Annotated in this window: 16 protein-coding genes, 1 tRNA gene and 1 pseudogene; 6 read left to right on the top strand and 12 right to left on the bottom strand. The window is 63.7% G+C overall.

The window, feature by feature from the left end; all coding sequences use genetic code 11:
- Positions 1-27: 27 nt before the first annotated feature.
- From IVB19_RS22680 to IVB19_RS22700, 4 genes and pseudogenes are all read right to left on the bottom strand, one after another.
- Positions 28-529, bottom strand: a pseudogene (locus IVB19_RS22680) (metal-dependent phosphohydrolase); the annotation flags it as partial.
- Positions 530-886: 357 nt separating this feature from the next.
- On the bottom strand, positions 887-1,642 hold the full coding sequence (locus IVB19_RS22690; RefSeq protein WP_247364656.1) for an outer membrane protein: 756 nt from the start codon (positions 1,640-1,642) through the stop codon (positions 887-889).
- Between the two features lie 173 nt (positions 1,643-1,815).
- Complete coding sequence (locus tag IVB19_RS22695; RefSeq protein WP_247362258.1) at positions 1,816-2,091, bottom strand: hypothetical protein; 276 nt, start codon at positions 2,089-2,091, stop codon at positions 1,816-1,818.
- A 448-nt stretch (positions 2,092-2,539) separates the two neighbouring features.
- Positions 2,540-2,926, bottom strand: coding sequence for a hypothetical protein (locus tag IVB19_RS22700; protein WP_247364649.1), 387 nt, complete (start codon positions 2,924-2,926; stop codon positions 2,540-2,542).
- A 1,018-nt stretch (positions 2,927-3,944) separates the two neighbouring features.
- Between IVB19_RS22700 and IVB19_RS22705 the strand changes: the two genes are divergently transcribed.
- Together IVB19_RS22705 and IVB19_RS22710 are read left to right on the top strand one after the other, a co-directional pair.
- Positions 3,945-4,232 (top strand): hypothetical protein, encoded by a 288-nt coding sequence (locus IVB19_RS22705; RefSeq protein ID WP_247362256.1) that lies wholly within the window; start codon positions 3,945-3,947, stop codon positions 4,230-4,232.
- A gap of 627 nt (positions 4,233-4,859) precedes the next feature.
- A complete protein-coding gene (locus tag IVB19_RS22710) occupies positions 4,860-5,231 on the top strand; it encodes a site-specific integrase (protein ID WP_247362254.1) in 372 nt (123 codons plus the stop codon).
- Between the two features lie 6 nt (positions 5,232-5,237).
- Here IVB19_RS22710 and IVB19_RS22715 read toward each other — a convergent pair.
- A tRNA-Gly gene (locus IVB19_RS22715) sits at positions 5,238-5,311 on the bottom strand.
- Between the two features lie 352 nt (positions 5,312-5,663).
- On the bottom strand, positions 5,664-8,075 hold the full coding sequence (locus tag IVB19_RS22720; protein ID WP_247362252.1) for an ATP-binding protein: 2,412 nt from the start codon (positions 8,073-8,075) through the stop codon (positions 5,664-5,666).
- A gap of 361 nt (positions 8,076-8,436) precedes the next feature.
- On the opposite strand from IVB19_RS22720, the gene IVB19_RS22725 reads away from it, so the two are divergent.
- The gene (locus IVB19_RS22725; protein ID WP_026233506.1) at positions 8,437-9,150 is read left to right on the top strand and encodes a substrate-binding periplasmic protein; all 714 of its coding nucleotides are present in this window, start codon (positions 8,437-8,439) and stop codon (positions 9,148-9,150) included.
- A gap of 7 nt (positions 9,151-9,157) precedes the next feature.
- Here IVB19_RS22725 and IVB19_RS22730 read toward each other — a convergent pair whose 3' ends face one another.
- Together IVB19_RS22730 and IVB19_RS22735 are read right to left on the bottom strand one after the other, a co-directional pair.
- A complete protein-coding gene (locus tag IVB19_RS22730) occupies positions 9,158-9,361 on the bottom strand; it encodes a hypothetical protein (protein ID WP_026233505.1) in 204 nt (67 codons plus the stop codon).
- A 29-nt stretch (positions 9,362-9,390) separates the two neighbouring features.
- A complete protein-coding gene (locus tag IVB19_RS22735; RefSeq protein WP_247362250.1) occupies positions 9,391-9,570 on the bottom strand; it encodes a hypothetical protein in 180 nt (59 codons plus the stop codon).
- A 196-nt stretch (positions 9,571-9,766) separates the two neighbouring features.
- Here IVB19_RS22735 and IVB19_RS22740 point away from each other — a divergent pair, with 196 nt between their 5' ends.
- Positions 9,767-10,153 carry a YciI family protein gene (locus IVB19_RS22740; RefSeq protein WP_247362247.1) on the top strand — a complete coding sequence of 129 codons (387 nt, stop codon included), beginning with the start codon at positions 9,767-9,769 and terminating at the stop codon, positions 10,151-10,153.
- A 9-nt stretch (positions 10,154-10,162) separates the two neighbouring features.
- Here IVB19_RS22740 and IVB19_RS22745 read toward each other — a convergent pair whose 3' ends face one another.
- Positions 10,163-10,753 (bottom strand): TMEM175 family protein, encoded by a 591-nt coding sequence (locus IVB19_RS22745; RefSeq protein ID WP_247299708.1) that lies wholly within the window; start codon positions 10,751-10,753, stop codon positions 10,163-10,165.
- A gap of 127 nt (positions 10,754-10,880) precedes the next feature.
- Between IVB19_RS22745 and IVB19_RS22750 the strand changes: the two genes are divergently transcribed.
- Together IVB19_RS22750 and IVB19_RS22755 are read left to right on the top strand one after the other, a co-directional pair.
- Positions 10,881-12,938 carry an ATP-dependent helicase gene (locus IVB19_RS22750; protein WP_247362244.1) on the top strand — a complete coding sequence of 686 codons (2,058 nt, stop codon included), beginning with the start codon at positions 10,881-10,883 and terminating at the stop codon, positions 12,936-12,938.
- Between the two features lie 56 nt (positions 12,939-12,994).
- Entirely contained in the window at positions 12,995-13,975 is a 981-nt protein-coding gene (locus tag IVB19_RS22755) for an NADPH:quinone oxidoreductase family protein (protein WP_247819878.1), read from the top strand.
- Positions 13,976-13,977: 2 nt separating this feature from the next.
- On the opposite strand, the gene IVB19_RS22760 is transcribed toward IVB19_RS22755, so the two are convergent.
- The 3 genes from IVB19_RS22760 to IVB19_RS22770 are packed head-to-tail and all read right to left on the bottom strand — an operon-like array spanning position 13,978 to position 17,101.
- Positions 13,978-15,231 carry a metal-dependent hydrolase family protein gene (locus tag IVB19_RS22760; RefSeq protein WP_247362239.1) on the bottom strand — a complete coding sequence of 418 codons (1,254 nt, stop codon included), beginning with the start codon at positions 15,229-15,231 and terminating at the stop codon, positions 13,978-13,980.
- 17 nt (positions 15,232-15,248) lie between these two features.
- Positions 15,249-15,746 (bottom strand): GAF domain-containing protein, encoded by a 498-nt coding sequence (locus IVB19_RS22765; RefSeq protein WP_247362237.1) that lies wholly within the window; start codon positions 15,744-15,746, stop codon positions 15,249-15,251.
- Positions 15,743-17,101: an MFS transporter gene (locus IVB19_RS22770; RefSeq protein WP_247819879.1), complete on the bottom strand. Its 1,359-nt coding sequence runs from the start codon at positions 17,099-17,101 to the stop codon at positions 15,743-15,745. The genes IVB19_RS22765 and IVB19_RS22770 overlap by 4 nt, the downstream gene beginning before the upstream one ends.
- Positions 17,102-17,140: the final 39 nt, after the last annotated feature.

The raw sequence follows: 17,140 nt of genomic DNA on the forward strand, positions 1-17,140 counted from the left end.
TGATCCAGATCAAGCGTCGAGCCTCTTCTAGGGCTGAGGTCCAGACAGAGTCAGCTCGCGCTCGGCCCGAAATATGTTGCCGTAGAGACTCGCTATCCATTGCCGGCCTCGGGACGTCACGTTGAGATGACGTATCGCCGGCTGGATCTGGGGAGCTACGTTACTCCAATAGAATGGCGGATATTTGTAAACGATGTCCGCTGGCGTCGCGTAGCCCAAGGTCCTGTTGAGGCCGATCTCCTCGAATTCGTAGAACAGCGCGTTGGACTTCTTCAGGTAGTTGGGATCGCCGAGCTGACCGATGAGATCGGCGGCCCGCAACAGCAATCCTTCCTCCTCGATCAGGCTATCATTGGAAGACATCGTGTAAGGAAACCGAGTGTATTCGATCGCCCGAGCAACCCGGCCGCTCGACGGAATCCAACCGCTCCAGCACGAACAGTTTTGAGCGATCGACATTCTATGGCGCGAGAGCCGCATCGGACGATTCTCGCGGCAGACGAACCGTTTTGCCGGTAACGTCCGCAACGCGCAGGCTTCCACTACGGCTCCAAAAACAGGAGGCCAAAAATGAAGCCATCCATCGCATTAGCAGTTGCATTGATGACGGTCGGGTTCGTCTTCACGAGTTCTGGGAGCGCCAACGCCGTCGCATACTGCCAATACGTGGACTATCCCGCGCATTGCGTTGCAAGACCGGGCGTCGTCCTGGGGGTGCGTCCTGTCGCGCGCGCTGGCGCACGAGAAGCAGTGCGGCCCGGCACACCGACCAATCGCGGCGGTCCGGTCGATCGCGTTGGCAGGCGCCGAGGATAGGACGCGCCAAAGCGCAAAAATGAGGGCCGGCGTCGCTGCCGGCCTCCTGAAGACATCAGACCAGGAAAGTTCAGTACCTCGCGACGACCGGATTGCTGCCCCAGCCAAACCGGTAGTTGAAGCGCACGGTGAGCATATCCACGTCCTGGGTGATCCGATCGTTCACGAAAGCAGCAAGTCGCGGATCAGCGACCGTAAACGAATTATTCCGGTGCCCCATGAACAGATGGTCGTATTCGAGACCCACCGACCAGTTCGGCGTGAAGCCATACTCGAATCCGACACCGATGACACCACCCCAGCGGGTTGCGCTTTGCGCCGCGAGCTCGGCGCCGGTCGCAGTATCAAGTACGCTGAGGCGATTGTCTGTCACCGCAGCGCCGCCTTTCACGTAGAGCAGTGACGCATTCCAGGCGTAGCCGATCTGGCCGGTGAAGAGGCCGATAGCGCTGGTTTTGGCGCGCGTGGAGAGCGTTGGATCGAACAGGCTGACGCGCTGATTGCTGAGATCCGCCCAATCGCCCTGAGCTTCCAGACCAAACACCCACTGGCTGGCCTGCCAGCGATAACCAAGCTGGCCACCGATAACACCACCGGAACGATCGCGGCAGCCGGAAGCGACGGCGACGCCGGCCGCGTCAAGGAAATCGACGCAGCTGTGGTTCTGCGCCCAGCCACCATTGCCGCCGATGTAGAGCCCCGTCCAATTGTAGATCGGAATGATCGGTGCCGGGGGCGGCGCCTTCACGGCCATATCGGCAGCCATGGCGGGTCCCATGGCCAGCGTCACCACGCCAATGGTTGTCAGCAGAAGTCTTTTCATCATGCTCTCCTTGCCGGCCGCTTTTTGATTGCTCGAACGGTGGCTTGTTGCCCTGCGATCATCCCCCAACTTCCAGCTGAAACTCTACGGGCGAGGGCACAAACTCCACGTGCCATAATGGCAACACTCAAGACATTTCGAACGTGACATCGGCATGAAGCACCAAGACATGCTGCCTATTTCTCCGGTTCGCGCTTGTCATCGTGGCCGCCAACCTCGCCGCCTCGGTCTTGCTCTATCCAGGACGGAATGTCGCTCGAGGGAATCAGCCGTCGTGGCAAAAAGGGATTGAGCGTGCCTGCAAACACGATCAATCCCTCATTGAATTTCTCTCGCGCGAAAGCCCGCGCCTCGGCTTCGCTCTCGAATGTGCGTGTCTCCCGTGGACTTCGCCGCTTCGGCAAGGTCCCACGCTTGTGCACCTCGAATGTGACGTAGCAGGTCTGCGGCATCCGCCAGCTTCCGGATCGCGATCAAGCAGACTTCTGCCGGCGAGCGATGATCGGTGAGAGCATGTTGACGTCCTAGTTGCGCCGCTCTTCACGGCGCTCCGTGCGCCCTGAACGCCTTTCCTGGCGGCGTTCAGTCCGGCCCGTGCGCCGTTCCTGACGTCGCTCGTGGCGGGCTCCCCGCCTCTCCTGGCGTCGCTCCATGCCGATCGTCTGCGCCGGCGCTTCTGTTCCTAACAGCACCGTGCCGGGTGCCGCCAATCCGAGTACAGCGGCCCATCCGGGCAATGAAAGAGCCCCGCGACGATCTAACCGTTCAAACCTTGACGTTTCACTCATGTCAGTTACTCCCGATCTTGAAGGACATTTGATTGGGCAATCCCTCGACGTGCACTCGTTGATAGTATCGATGGCAGGCGCCCCACGCCGAAGATGCGACGATCGGAGACGCTCACCAAACCTGGTTGCCAAACCAGCCGTACTGCGGCGGCCGCGCGACGAGGCGGATATTTTTTTCGATGTGCCTCCGCGCACTTTTGTTTTGACGCTGCGGCTTCACATCAGCTTTTGTCGACGGACGCGCCGGCGGTCGTTCGGCATCGGCTGCTCCTAGCTGAGCGAAGGCCTCGCGAGCGCGCCTCTGTGAGAGGTCGGCGCCCGGCAGGGCACCAGGCTCGACCTTGGCGATGTCGGTTGCGACGATCGTCGGCAGGCTAGTGTCGAGAACGACCCGCTCGGGCAATTTCCAATCGGAATGGATGCGGATGGTCGCGGAGCGCGCAGCTCCACCGTGGATGGCAGGCCGATCCTGCACCAGGGCGTCCACAACGAAGAGCATCGCGAGCAACGCACCGCCGACATAGACCAGATATCGCGAGATGGGCATTGTCGGCGCCATTGCCGCCGCAGACCTTCGTCTGGCAAGCAACGGGCCACGGCGGCAGGATTGGCGAAGAAATGCGACCTGCATGGGCATGGCTGCCTAAATCGAGCCGCCGTTGCTTCCGCCGCGGCGCGCCCCTGGTGAAGCACTTGCTGATGCATCGGTGGCGCTTCACTGGTAAGCGCACGCACGCTGCAGCAGGCTAATGTTCACCGCGTTCGAATGCGGCGTCGCTTGAGCCAGATCAACAAACTGAATTTTCGCAACACCGCCTGGCGTAGTATCGCGCGGCTTGGTCAGTGGCTGTGACATGCCCCTTGGTACAATGACCGGAAGGTCAATTGCAGAGACGTGGCACGCAACGCAGAGTTCTCACCGCGTACATCGAGCTTCTGGCAGGGAGGGACGATGATGAGTCAATTCGAGCTGAGTTCGCGCGCAGCACTTTGTCGGCAGCTCGCAAGCGAGGATGCGGCAAACCGCACCGTCTGGATGGCTGAGGCAAGAAGCTGGTCGCTTATGGCGGCAGAGGCGCTTCGTGATGAGCGCGGATCGGACGAGGGTGTCGTCGCCAGATTCTTCTTTGCGTTCAGCAAATTGGTCGCTGCGCAACAGGATCCTACGAACCGATCGGCAGAGCTGATGAAGAGCAGATCCCGAACCGCGATGCCGTCTCCGAGCTCGTCCCCGACTGCCTGAAGCATTCTGGCGAAAAGCACTCGCACAATTGCATACTTGGCTCCAGTGCAGAGAGAGCCGGCGCTGCCACCGTGACAGCGAGCTTTCCGATGGTGGGCCGCACTTGTCGGGCTGGAGTGCTATCCTCCAGATTCGCATTATTTGATCCGAACTGATCCTGCGAATTCGAAGGAGAAGCAGATTCGATTTGTTTGATTCCCTTGATCTAACGCAAATCGCCGCCCTGTTGTGGCGTTGGTGTTGTGGCGTTGAAGTTCATTTTTTGAGAACGTCCATGAAGATAAGCGCAAGGAAGATTGCCGTCGCCGCGCTCGTATGCGGCACGGCGCTGTTCATTGGCTTGACCGACCGAAGCGGGATCTCGCTGCGACTCGACAACGCCCAAGCGGCCGCCCGATTGTACGTCACTCCTTATTATCGCGGTCACTACTACACGAATGACGGTTTGCCCTGGTACGCGGTGCGAGCTTATTACTTCGGCGGGCCGTGGAGCTACGGCTATAGCGGCTGGCCGACTATGCGGCGCGCAACGGCACCGGATGCGTCCCAGGCTCGTTGGTGAAGGGCGGTGATGGCATCATGTATGTGTGCCAATAGAGCTTGATGATGGCGCGATGGGCGGCGCTCATTGAGCCGCCGCCTCTCGCGCCAATCTGCGCTCAGGAGATCGACGCCTAGGGGGAGGATACCATGACCTACGGTGGGCACCGCGTGTGTCCGCGTTCTGGTTAACGGCAGCTACGTCTGCCGCTAACATCTCTTGCTGGCAGTATGTACACCGCATCCTGCAGGATGAGTTCTTGCAGGATGTGCTGTTCAGGTCGAGCTTCAGATAGCTGGCGCATGGGCGGCGAGGACGCAAAATGCGATTGGCATTGGCGTGGTCATCGGCACGGTAGATTGGATGTTTCATCTCTACCGTCAAACGTGGTCCCCAGAAGACAGCTAAGCGACTTCAGCCTTTGAGCCCCGGTCAGTGCCGGGTTCATGAGACTGGCATCAAAATGATCGGTGAGTACATCTTGCAAGATGGCCGACGACTGGGGACGCGCCGGGTCGCAAGTATTGACACCGCTTTCGTCGATCAGCTCTTCGAAAGCTCTTCAAAGAAGCCAAGGGGAAGGCATGTTACCCGCTGCTAATGGCAGAGCTCGGTGCGATCAAGGAGCTGCGTCCGACAGGAGGTCTGATGTTGCGACGTGATGGGAGCAGTCTACCCTGGTTTGGCAAGGGCGAGACGCTGACTCAAGTCCAACGCATCACGAAGAAAATTATCTTGGCTGCAGGTTTACGGCCCGAGCTAACTTTTACCTCTTTCGGCCGCCACGGCGGCACGACCGAAGCAAGCACATCCGGGCTAACGGAAACGCAGCTAATGAAGAAGGGTCAGTGGTCGTCGACGGCAGCTATGGCGCACTATCTGCACGACGACGATCAGGCAAAGCAAGATGCGCAAATGAAACGCATCAAGCGCCGTGCAAAACAAGCGAAAGGAACGTTTGTCAGAATGAGAATGCGCGGCTTGTCAGAATGGAAAGGCCTTAACGCGCTAAGTTATTGAAATAATTGGAGCGGGTGAAGGGAATCGAACCCTCGTATTCAGCTTGGAAGGCTGCTGCTCTACCATTGAGCTACACCCGCGACAGGGGCTCCCTAACACGGCCGGGCGGCGGTCTCAACTGCCCAAGATCAACTGCCTAAGAGACGGCTTCCAGCGTCTGCCCGGCCCTACGAACAGCCGCTGGTTCCTCCCGACCCGCCTCCCCTTAACAACGCCGGAATTGCCGCCTATATTGAAATCTTCCGCAACCAACGAAAGGAGGTGATCCAGTGTCTTTTACCAAGCGCTGTCACCTCGCTGGGATCGCCCGCTAAGCCTTTAATAGAGGCTTGGCATCGGGGCGCTCTCAGCCCTGGACCAGCGAGCAAGAAATCGGGCGCGACGGGGGCCTTCCCCGCCGCGCCTTTTTCGTTGGCATCGCGCGCCGGCTGCTCAGGCGGGCGGCTCGCCGGCGAGGACCTCGCGGATCCTCAACGACAGGTCCGCCTTCCGGTACGGCTTCCTCAGCAGCGCAACGCCGGGACCGAGCTGACCCTCGTGGTCGAGGGCGTTGTCGGTATAGCCGGACGTATAGAGCACCCTCATCCCCGGGCGGAGGCGCCACACGGCCTCGGCCAATTCCTGCCCGTTCATGCCGCCGGGCATGATGATGTCGGTGAACAGCAGATCGAATTGGGCGCCCTGCTGCACCAGCGCAAGCGCGGTTGCGCCGTCGCCGGCTGCGAGGATGCGATAGCCGAGGCTGCCGAGCTGGGCGATGACATAGCCCTGCACCAGCGGATCGTCCTCGACGACGAGAATCGCCTCGTGCCCGCGTGCCGCCGCGGGCGCCTGGAGCGAGCCGGTCCTGGCCTGCGCTCCGCCCGCAGATCGCGGCAGAAACAGCCGAATCACGGTGCCGCGGCCTTCCTCACTCTCGATCGCAACGCTGCCGCCGCTCTGCTTGGCGAAGCCGTAGACCATGCTGAGGCCGAGCCCGGTGCCGCGACCGACCCCTTTGGTGGTAAAGAACGGCTCGAACACGCGGTCGCGGATGTCGGCGGGGATGCCATGGCCCGTGTCGGCCACCGCAACCATGATGAAGGCGCCGCGCGTGGCATCGCCGTCACCAGCACCATCCGCGCCATCGAATTCGCGGTTCGCGGTCTCGAGCGTCAGCGTGCCGCCGCCAGGCATCGCATCCCGCGCATTGACGGCGAGATTGATGATCGCCGACGACAGCTGCGACGGATCGGCCATCGCCGGCCAGGCGTCGTCCGCGAGGCGGGTCACGATCTCGATGTTTCCGCCCAGGATCGGCTTCAACAGCTTCGCCGTCTCGAGCACGAGGCCGTTGACGTCGATCTCGCGCGGCTCCAGCGGCTGCCTACGCGCAAAGGTCAAGAGCTGCGAGGTGATCTCCGCGCCTCGCGCCGCCGCATCGTCAATGAGCTGGGCGATCGCGGCGAGGTCGGGCTTGTCCGCCAGCCCCTCCCGGATGATCTCGATGGTGCCGGTGATGACAGTGAGCACGTTGTTGAAGTCATGCGCGACGCCACCGGTGAGCTGACCGATCGCATCCATCTTCTGCGACTGGCGAAGCCGCTCCTCCGTCTCGTGCTGCTCGGTCAGATCAGTAGCCGAACCGCGATACCCCATGAAGCGTCCATCGGCGCTGAACACCGGCTGGCCGTTAACGCTGAAATGGTGCGCGCGGCCAGCCGCATCGCGGCCGCGATACTCGAACTTCCGGAACGGCTCGTGGCGATCCAGCGTGGCCCAGTGACTGCGCCATTTCTGCGGCTCGGCATCGTGGTCGAAGGCGGCGTCTGAACGGCGCCTGCCGATCAGCGCCTTGGGGTCCATGCCGAAAGCACCGGCCCGATCTGAAATATAGGTGAACACGTGATCCGGACCGGTCTCCCAGAACCAGTCGGATGCGGTCTCGGCATAGTCACGGAAGCGCTGTTCGCTCGCGCGGGCGTTCTCCTCGGCATGCCGCCGGATCTTCAGGTCGCGCTCGAGATTCCCATTGGCCGCGCGCAGCTCGCCATAGGCATGTTCGAGGTTGGCGCACATGGCGTTGAAAGCAACGACCACCTTGTCCAGCTCGTCGGCCTCGTCAGGCGGCCGGCGCTCCAGGCGCAGCGGCGGCGGCGGCCGGCCGAGGCTGTACTTGCCGACGTACTCGGCGATCGCGACGAGATGCCGGGTCACCAGCAGATGAAACATGTAGATGATGAACAACGAGACGAGGAACGTCTTTGCCGCCTGGCTTGCCAGAATGACGAGGGCCCTGTTCAACAATTGCTGATAGACGTCGGTCAGCGTCGCCTCGACCCGGAGCGTGCCGATGGCACGCGAGGTCCCCTGCACCATCGTGCTCAGCGGAAACTCCCGGGTCATGATCGAACGAGTGTTTCGCTCGCCGACTTCCACGCGGATCGGATTGGGCCGATCGGCGATCTCGCGGACCTCCGCCGCACGGATGTCGGGCAGCCGCAGAATGCCATCGAGCTGGAGCTTGAGCTGGTTCTGGTCGAGATTCCACAGGCTCTCTCCGAGGCTGCCCGTAGTGCTGCGGCCGATCTCGTCGAGCCGCGTCTCAATCAGTCCGACCTCACGATTGTAATCCAGATAGAGCTGGAGCGCGGTCAGGGTCAGCGTCACGACCGATGAGAACAGCAGCACGGCGGCAAGCAGCCGAGGCCCGACGCCGCTGCGCGACCAGTTGAAGATCCGCGACAGGAGCGCCGCGAACATCGGAGGCGCGAACGGGGCGCCGATGCCGGTCAAATCCTGCTTCGAAGCCGCCGGCGCAATGGCGCGGCCACGCTTGATATCATCGTCACCTGCGTCGCCCATGCACCATGTCCTCGAAAATGGCGGCACCTGCTCAGCTTACCGATCGCAGCCGCGAGCAGGTGAACGGTTGAGGCGCTGCCTCAGCACGCGATACACGTGGCGATCTTGTCGGCCGATGATCCTGTTGGCCCTTGGGCGGCTTGAGCTCGACGGGGTCATATCTTGCGCCCAGCAGCAGGCTTCCCAGGCAAACTACCACCTCGCGTGCTAGAATGACATCGGTGAAAGTCCGGAGCCGCCATACAGCGGGAACGCGCTCTCAACGTTGCGGACCGGCGCAGCCGCCATCTCCGGTAGATCGCGGCACCGGAATCCGATGGTAGCAGGGCACGCCCAAGAGGCATGGCCAGGGAGATGCGTCATGAGGCGGATAGTCGTGGTCTGCCTGTTGCTGCTCGCGGCAGGCCCGTCGCAGGCGCAAGAGGTCATCAGGCTGGCGCGCATCGCCGATATCCCCGATCAATATGTCGGCGGCGAGATGCTCCGCGCGGTCTATGCCCGGCTGAACATCAAGCTCGAATTCGAGGATGTGCCCGGCAAGCGCGCGCTCGCGCTGTCGAGCACCGGCGAGGTCGACGGCGAGGTCCAGCGGATCGGAACGCTCTCTCGCGACTATCCGACGCTGATCCAGGTGACACCTGCGATCAATTACATCGAGCCTACTGTCTTCACCACGAAACTGCAGTTCGACGTCGCCGGCTGGAATTCAATTAGGGACTACAGCATCGGCATCGTACGCGGCGTCGGCTCGTCGGAAGCCGGTACGCGCGGCATGACCCGGGTCACGGCGACGACAAGCCTCGACAACATGGTCAAGATGCTCGACGCCGACCGCATCGACGTGATGGTCACCGACCTCTTCAGCGGGTTGGCTGCGGTGAGGAAGCTCAATCTCCAGGCCAGGATCCATCCGCTCTCACCACCCCTCGAGCGCATCAGCATCTACCACCATCTGCATGAACGGCATCGCGATCTCGTGCCGAAGGTCGGAAGGATGATCGAGCAGATGGAGGCGAGCGGCGAAATCGCCCGGTTGCGGGAAACCCTGATCAAGCAGGTGCTGAGCGGGATGTGACACGCGGTCAGGTCGTGCGAGTCCGCTCCCGCACCGCAACCGCCGCGATCAACAGCCCGACGCACCAGGCCATGGCCGCCCGCGGCGGCTCGCTGCCGAGAAGCACGGTGAAGATGCCCGCCAGCAGGCTTGGCGCCATCGCCTTGCCGGACCTGCTCGCGAGCGAGAGCAGGAACGGCATCGCGGCGATCGATATCTGCACGACGTTCATGGTCGCAGGCTGTTTCGCAAGCATTGGGCTTAGAAGCCGCAAACGTTCATTGCGCGCGGGCGCTTGCCGCGCCGGCTTTCAACGATGCGCTCGCCGCCGCTCTCGGCCGAGCTGTCGTAATAGCGATGGTGGCCGCTCTGGTCGTGCAGATCCGCAAGCTCCGACTTTCCCGTCCGACGCGCGTCGCAGATGATCTTGATGGTCGACATGGCCGCCTCCGAAGTGCTCTTGGTGGCAATCAGTCGCGCCGATTTCGCGCGGCGTTCACACCTTTCGGCCGCAATCGGGTTTCGGGAAGGTTTCGTCGCCGCACCCGCGACGCAATATTTTCCGCAGCCCCATTGTCGGCTGCGACGGTGGTGATACGTCCTTTGGACGCGCGCAGCGAAAATCAACGAGGTGACGATGCTTTACGCCATCCTGGCCTATCACGTGGAAGACGAGATCTTGTCCTGGACGCCCGAGAAGGACGCCGCGGTCGTGGCAAAGGTCATCGAGGTTCAGGCTCCCCTCCGGGCAAGCGGGCATTTTGGCCCGGCCGCCCGCCTGGATGAGACCCGAAAGGCCCGCACCTTGCGCGGCCCCGGCGCGGGGGTCGTGCTGGACGGCCCATTTGCCGAGACCAAGGAGCAGCTTCTGGGCTTCCACCTCGCCGAGTACGACACGGAAGAGGAGGCGATCGCGGCGGCGCGAACGCTGCGCCAGGTCAATCCCTCAGCGGTCTACGAAATCCGCCCGGTCAAGCTTTACGTGCCGGCCGACGGGTTCGGCGCGACGCCCTCCGGCGAATGAACGGCAGGCCTAATTGTCCGTCCCGGTGGGCCCGACATAGAAGCGCTGGATCAGCAGCCCGCCGAAGGCGATGAACCACACGAACGGCGCGACTTGCGGCGCGAACGCCGCAACGACCGTGCCCGGGATGAACACCAGCAGCGGAAACAACGAGGCCATGATCTCCTGGCGCCAGCCGCCCAAGATCCTCCACCACAGCCAGGCATTGAGGCCGGCGATTGCAGTCAGGTGCAGGCCGTAGAGCACGGCGACCGCACTGCTCGTGGCGTAGTTGGTGTAGAGGCCGTTGGTCACCGGCAGCAGCACGATCGACAGCAGGAAGAACAAATTGAGGATCACCGCGCCGCGGCTGCCGACGGGCTGGCGCGCCAGCCGCCGGTGATGGCTGATCCAGAACACGCCGGCGATGATGAAGCTGAGCGCAAGACCCGCGAGCTTGCCGGAATAAACCCGGGCGAGATCGTTCCAGTCCGGCGCGCTGGTGAAGACCGCGGCCCTAGGCAGATCGTAGGCGAGCAGCGTCATGGCGACGCCAAAGATGGTGTTGCTGAGCGATTCCAGCCGTCGCATCTCGAACTGGTCGGATTTGAGCTCGGTCATGCCGGGTGGCGCTTTTCGGAATGGAACCTTGGGCCGTCTTGTCCCTAGGTCTTAACATCGGTCCCGTCCAGACGCATTGCGATTCGCAGCGGGATCGCCGACTCTGGCTGTTTCACCGGGGCGATTCGTGGCGACATATCTGGACACGCTCAATGCGGAGCAACGCCGCGCCGTGGAGCATGGCGTGGCCGATGGTGCGACCGTGGGCGCGCCGCTGCTCGTCATCGCCGGTGCGGGCTCCGGCAAGACCAACACGCTGGCCCACCGCGTGGCGCATCTGATCGTCGCGGGCAGCGATCCGCGCCGCATCCTCCTCATGACGTTTTCCCGCCGCGCCGCGGCCGAGATGGCCGGCCGGGTCGAGCGCATCGCCCGAAAAGTGCTCGGCGAGAACAATGCCGCGATCATGCGCGACGCGCTCAGCTGGGCCGGCACGTTCCACGGCATTGGCGCACGGTTGCTGCGCGAATATGCCGAGCGGATCGGCGTCGATCCTGCCTTCACCATCCACGACCGCGAGGATTCCGCCGACCTGATGAATCTGGTCCGGCACGAGCGCGGATTGTCGAAGACGGAGAGCCGCTTTCCCGCCAAAGGCACCTGCCTGTCGATCTACTCGCGCTGCGTCAATGCCGAGATGGAGATTGAGAAGGTGTTGGGGGCGCACTATCCCTGGTGCGCAGGCTGGGCGGCCGAGCTGAAGGGCCTGTTCGCGGCCTATGTCGAGGCCAAGCAGGCCCAGCACGTGCTGGATTACGACGACCTGCTGCTCTACTGGTCGCAGATGATGAGCGATGCGCTGATCGCGGAAGAAATCGGCGGCCGCTTCGATCACGTCTTGGTCGACGAATATCAGGACACCAACCGCCTGCAATCCTCGGTCCTGCTGGCGCTGAAGCCGGACGGACGCGGCCTCACCGTCGTCGGTGACGACGCGCAGTCGATCTATTCGTTCCGCGCCGCCACGGTCCGCAACATTCTGGATTTTCCGCAGAGCTTCTCGCCCCGCGCCGAGATGATCACGCTCGACCGCAATTACCGCTCGACGCAACCCGTGCTGGCGGCGGCGAACGGCGTCATCGGTCTGGCGCGCGAGCGCTTCACAAAAAACCTCTGGACCGACCGCAGCTCCGCGCAAAAGCCGCAGCTCGTCACCGTGCACGATGAGACCGACCAGGCCCGTTACATCGTCGAGGAAGTGCTGGCCAACCGCGAGCAAGGCGCGCTCCTGAAGCACCAGGCAGTGCTGTTCCGGACCTCCTCGCATTCGGGCCCGCTGGAGATCGAGCTGACCCGCCGCAACATCCCGTTCGTCAAGTTCGGCGGGCTGAAATTTCTCGATGCCGCGCATGTCAAGGACGTGCTGGCGCTGCTGCGCTTCACCGAAAATCCGCGCGACCGCGTCGCCGGCTTTCGCATCCTGCATCTGTTGCCGGGCATCGGACCCGCGACGGCGCAGCGCGTGCTCGATCAAATGGCGGAGAGCTCCGATCCGCTCGCCGCGCTCGGCCAGCTCCCGGTGCCGCCGCGCACCGGCGCGGACTGGACCGACTTCGTCCGCACCATCGAAAATCTGCGCTATTCGGAATGGCCGGCCGATCTCGAACGCGTGCGGCTCTGGTACGAACCGCATCTCGATCGCCTCCACGAGGATTCGGAGACGCGCCGCGCCGACCTGATGCAGCTCGAGCAGATCGCGAGTGGCTATGCCTCGCGCGAGAAATTCCTGACCGAGCTCACGCTCGACCCGCCGGATGCTGCCAGCGACAAATCCGGGCCGCCCTTGCGCGACGAGGACTATCTGATCCTCTCCACCATCCACTCCGCCAAGGGCCAGGAGTGGAAATCGGTATTCGTGCTCAATGTCGTCGACGGCTGCATGCCGTCGGATCTCGGCGCCGGCACCAGCGCCGAGCTCGAGGAGGAACGCCGCCTGCTCTATGTCGCGATGACGCGCGCCAAGGACGACCTGCACCTCGTGGTGCCGCAGCGCTTCTTCACCCACGGCCAGCAAGCCAAGGGCGACCGCCACGTCTACGCCTCGCGCACCCGCTTCATCCCGGAGCCGCTGGTCTATCTGTTCGAGCGCACCGCCTGGCCGAAGGCTGGGGCAAGCGCGGCCCGCACGGCGGCGCAAGGGCCGAAGGTCGACATCAGGGCGCGGATGCGCGGAATGTGGCGGTAAGACACAAGAGGCTGGTGTCGAGACCTGTCAGCATAACTGGACAACAGAGGTCCGACATGAAAGCCGTCGTCGTCGAGCAATACGCGCCGATCGATCAAATCGCCCTGAAGGACGTTCCGTCTCCACGCATCGGGCCCGGACAGCTGCGTGTCCGGGTAGAGGCTGCAGGAATCGGATTTGTTGACGGTTTGAAGATGGAGGGGCGCTATCAGACCAAGGATCCCCTGCCCTTCATTCCCGGAACCGAATTCGCAGGCATCGTGGACGAAGCCCCCGGCGCACCGGGCGGCTATCAACCCGGGATGCGCGTAATGGGGATGACGCGCTCGGGCGCGCTTGCCGAAGAGATCGTCGTCCCCCCCGAAGCGCTCTATCCCCTGCCGGACAGCGTCGCGGCGGAGGTCGCCGCTTCGTTTCGTGCCAATTACCTGACCGCCCTCTATGCGCTGAGTGCGCGCGCGTCGCTCGGCGCAGGCGAACAGCTTCTGGTGCTGGGCGCAGCGGGCGGCACGGGAATCGCGGCCGTCCAGATTGGCAGGCTGCTCGGCGCCCGTGTGATCGCAGCGGCATCGACACCAGACAAGCGCGCGTTCGCGCGACAGCACGGCGCCGACGCTGTGGTGGACTACACGCAGACCAACTGGCGCGACACGCTGAAGGAATTGACCTCAGGACGCGGCGCAGACGTGATCTTCGACCCCGTCGGCGGCGAAGTCTCGGTACAGGCCTTTCGCTCCATCGCCTGGCGCGGCCGTCATCTCGTGGTCGGTTTTGCCGCCGGCGCGATCCCGGCATTGCCATTCAACCTGCCACTGCTGAAGGGCGGCGCCCTGCTCGGCGTCGACCTCGCGCAGCTTCCAATCCGCGAGCCCGAGGTGCAGAAGCGCCTGATGTCGGAGCTGACGGCCTGGTTGGTCGAGGGCCAGCTGAAGCCTATGGTCGGTCGCATCTTCGCGCTGGATGACTTCCGGGAAGCGTTCAGGACGATGCAGACGCGCGGGGCGCTTGGCAAGATGGTCGTGCGCATCTCGAAATAGGATTAGCTACGCGCCCCCAGCCGGTCGAACTGGACCTTGCCTGCCTTCATCACCATCGGGATGTGCTCGCCCTGGCCGAGCAGGCAGGCCACGTCGCGGAGCGGATTGCCATCGACCACCAGCAGGTCCGCAATGGCTTCGGGCATGATGCGGCCGAGCTTGCCCTCCATGCCGAGGACCTCGGCGCCGACCAATGTCGCGCTGGCGATGACGGCGCGCGGACCGAGAATCTCGGCGCGGATGCGGAATTCGTCGCTCTGCAGACGCTGCGACGGTCCGAGCAGGTCGCTGCCGAACCCCATCTTTACGCCGGCGTCGCGGTAGATCGTGAGCGAACGCAGGCCCGCGTCGCGGACATCGGCGATCTTGGCAACGCTTTCGGGCGGCAGGCCATATTGGGCACCCTCGTTAGCCAGCGCCTCGTAGGTGGCGAGCGTCGGCACCACATAGGCGCCCTTCTCGGCCATCAGCTGCGCGGTCGGAGCATCGACCAAATTGCCGTGCTCGATGGTGCGCACCCCGCAGCGCACCGCGCGTTCGATCGCGGCAGCGGTGTAAGCGTGGGCGAGCACATAGGTCTGACGCCCGCGCGCCTCCTCGACGATGGCGCGGATCTCGTCCTCGGAGTAGCCGAAGGCGCCAACCGGATCGGTCGGTGAAGCGACGCCGCCGGAAGCCATGATCTTGATCTGGTCGGCGCCCATCTGGAGCTCCTCGCGCGCGGCCTTGCGCACGCCGTCGACACCATCGGCAACGCGCGCCAGCGCGCCGACACGCACGCAGCAGGGGCACGGTGCGTCGCTGGCGAGGTAATCCGAGCGGGCCCGCATGTCGCCGTGCCCGCCGGTCTGGCTGAGCGCACGACCCGAGACGAACAGCCGCGGACCGTCGGTGAGACCGGTCTCGATCGCCTGCTTCAGCGCATGGCCGGCGCCGCCGGCGTCGCGCACGGTGGTGAAGCCCCGCCGCAGCATGCCGCGCAGCAGCAGCGTCGAGCGCAGCGTCACCAGCACGTTCGGCATGTGCACCTGCTGCGCCAGATTGAGCTCGACGGCGATCGCATGCACATGCAGGTCGATCAGGCCGGGCATCAGCGTCTTGCCCTTCAGATCGACGGTGCGGTCGGTTTCCACCTGGAGCGGCCGATCGGAGACCTCCTTGATCAGACCGTCCTCGACCAGTATGTGATGTCCCTCCAGGAGGTCCGGCTGAAGCGGATCGAGCAGAGCGGCGTTCTTGAAGAGCACACGGGACATGACGACTTCCTGTCTTATCAGGACTGGATGAGCAGCGCGGGCAAGGCGAGCTGGGCGAATGGGAGACACGCAGCGACATCGTCCTCGCCGTACCAGCCTGCCTCATGGAGCAGATTGAGCGAGCCGAGCGTGCGCCCGCGCCAGCGCACGGGCATGTTGAGCACGCTCTCGCAGCCGAGCGAAGCGATCAGCTCGTGATCGGAAAACACCTCGCGCAGATCGTCCCGGGTGCGGCCGATATAGGCCTCGCCGCGGTCGAGCACGGCCTCGGTCCACGGCCCCGGCGCCAGGTGCTTGCGGCCGCCCGCGGGGTAAGGTCCGGGCAGATTGGAATACACCCGCGCGGCTTCCCTCGTGTCGTCGTCATAGGTCAGGATCGTGAACAGCTTGTGCCCGATCGCCGACTTCAGGGCGCCGTCCAGCGCCGAGTACAGGGCATCCGGCTGATCCGCCCTGCCCTGCGCGGCCGCCACCGCGCAGAGCAGCGGATCGGATCGGTGTTTCGTCTCCCTCATGCGACTTCGCCTGCCGCGATCTCTTCCAGCGAACGGCCGCGTGTCGGCACGCCCATCAGCACCACGGTGAGCGCGCCTAACAGCAGCACGCTCGTGGTGAGGCCGAACACGCCGGCGAAGCCGAAATTGGGATAGAGATAGCCGACCAGGATCGGCGAGACGATCGCACCGATGCGGCCGATCGCGGAGGCGAGCCCGGCGCCGGTGGTTCTGACGGCCGTCGGAAATACCTCGGCGGTATAGGCATAGACCCCCGCATAGGTGCCGTTCATGAAGAAGGACAGCAAGATTCCGGCGACCATGATGTGCTGATCGCTCTGCGCGAATGCAAGTCCAAGCGCGCTGGCGCCGCCGAGCACCATGTAGGAGGCAATCGTCGCCTGCCGGCCGATGCGCTCGTTGAAGTACGCAGCGCTGAAATAGCCGGGAATTTGCGCGCAATAGATCGCGATCGAATAGGCGAAGCTCTTGGTGATGCTCATGCCGTCCTGGACCAGAAGGCCGGGGATCCAGACGAAGAAGGAATAGTAGCTGAACGTGATCGTAAGCCACATGATCCAGGTCATGATGGTGATGCGCGCCTGGCGGCCGGCGAGGAGCGCGGCGAAATTGGCAAGCAGCGTCCCACCAGTCACGGCAGGCGCCGTGATTTCGACGACCGGTTGCGGCAGGACATGGCCTTGGCTCGCAAATCCGGCCTCGATCCTGTCCAGCACGGCTGCGGCTTCCTTCTCCCGGCCCCGGCTTTCCAGCCAGCGCGGCGATTCCGGCAGCGCCCTGCGCCACCACAGCAGCATGACGACCGGCACCGCGGTGATCACCAGAACGATGCGCCAGCCGTTCTCAGAGGCGGGCACGATGAAATAGCCGAGCAAGGCCGCCGCGACGAAACCGATGGAGAAGAATCCGGCCAGCGCGCCGGTAAAGCTGCCGCGGTAACGCCGTGCGACGAATTCCGCCAGATAGGGCGCAATGATCGCGCTCTCCGCGCCGGTGCCCATGCCCGCGACGACGCGCGCGGCGAAGAAGGACGACCAGTCGTTCACCGCAGCGCTGACGATGGATGCGACGCAATAGAGTGCCAGCGCCGACATCATCACCGCGCGACGGCCGATCAGGTCACCCAGCGTGCCCGCCAGCAGCGCGCCGAACAGGAAGCCGATATAGGTGCTGCTGCCGAGCACGCCGATCTGGACGCTCGACAGATTCCAGGTCGTGCGCAGCACCGGCAGGATGAACGCCAGCACGGCTGCGTCCATCGCGTCGAACATGTAGCCGAGCCCGCCCATCAGCAGCAGATGCTTGTGGAAGCGTGCGAATGGAAGGCGCTCGATCCGCGCCGAGATCATCGACATGAAAGTCCCCCTCTGTCTGGCGGCCCGGCACTCCGCTCA

Source organism: Bradyrhizobium sp. 187, assembly GCF_023101005.1.
In the GTDB taxonomy this organism is placed as follows: domain Bacteria; phylum Pseudomonadota; class Alphaproteobacteria; order Rhizobiales; family Xanthobacteraceae; genus Bradyrhizobium; species Bradyrhizobium canariense_D.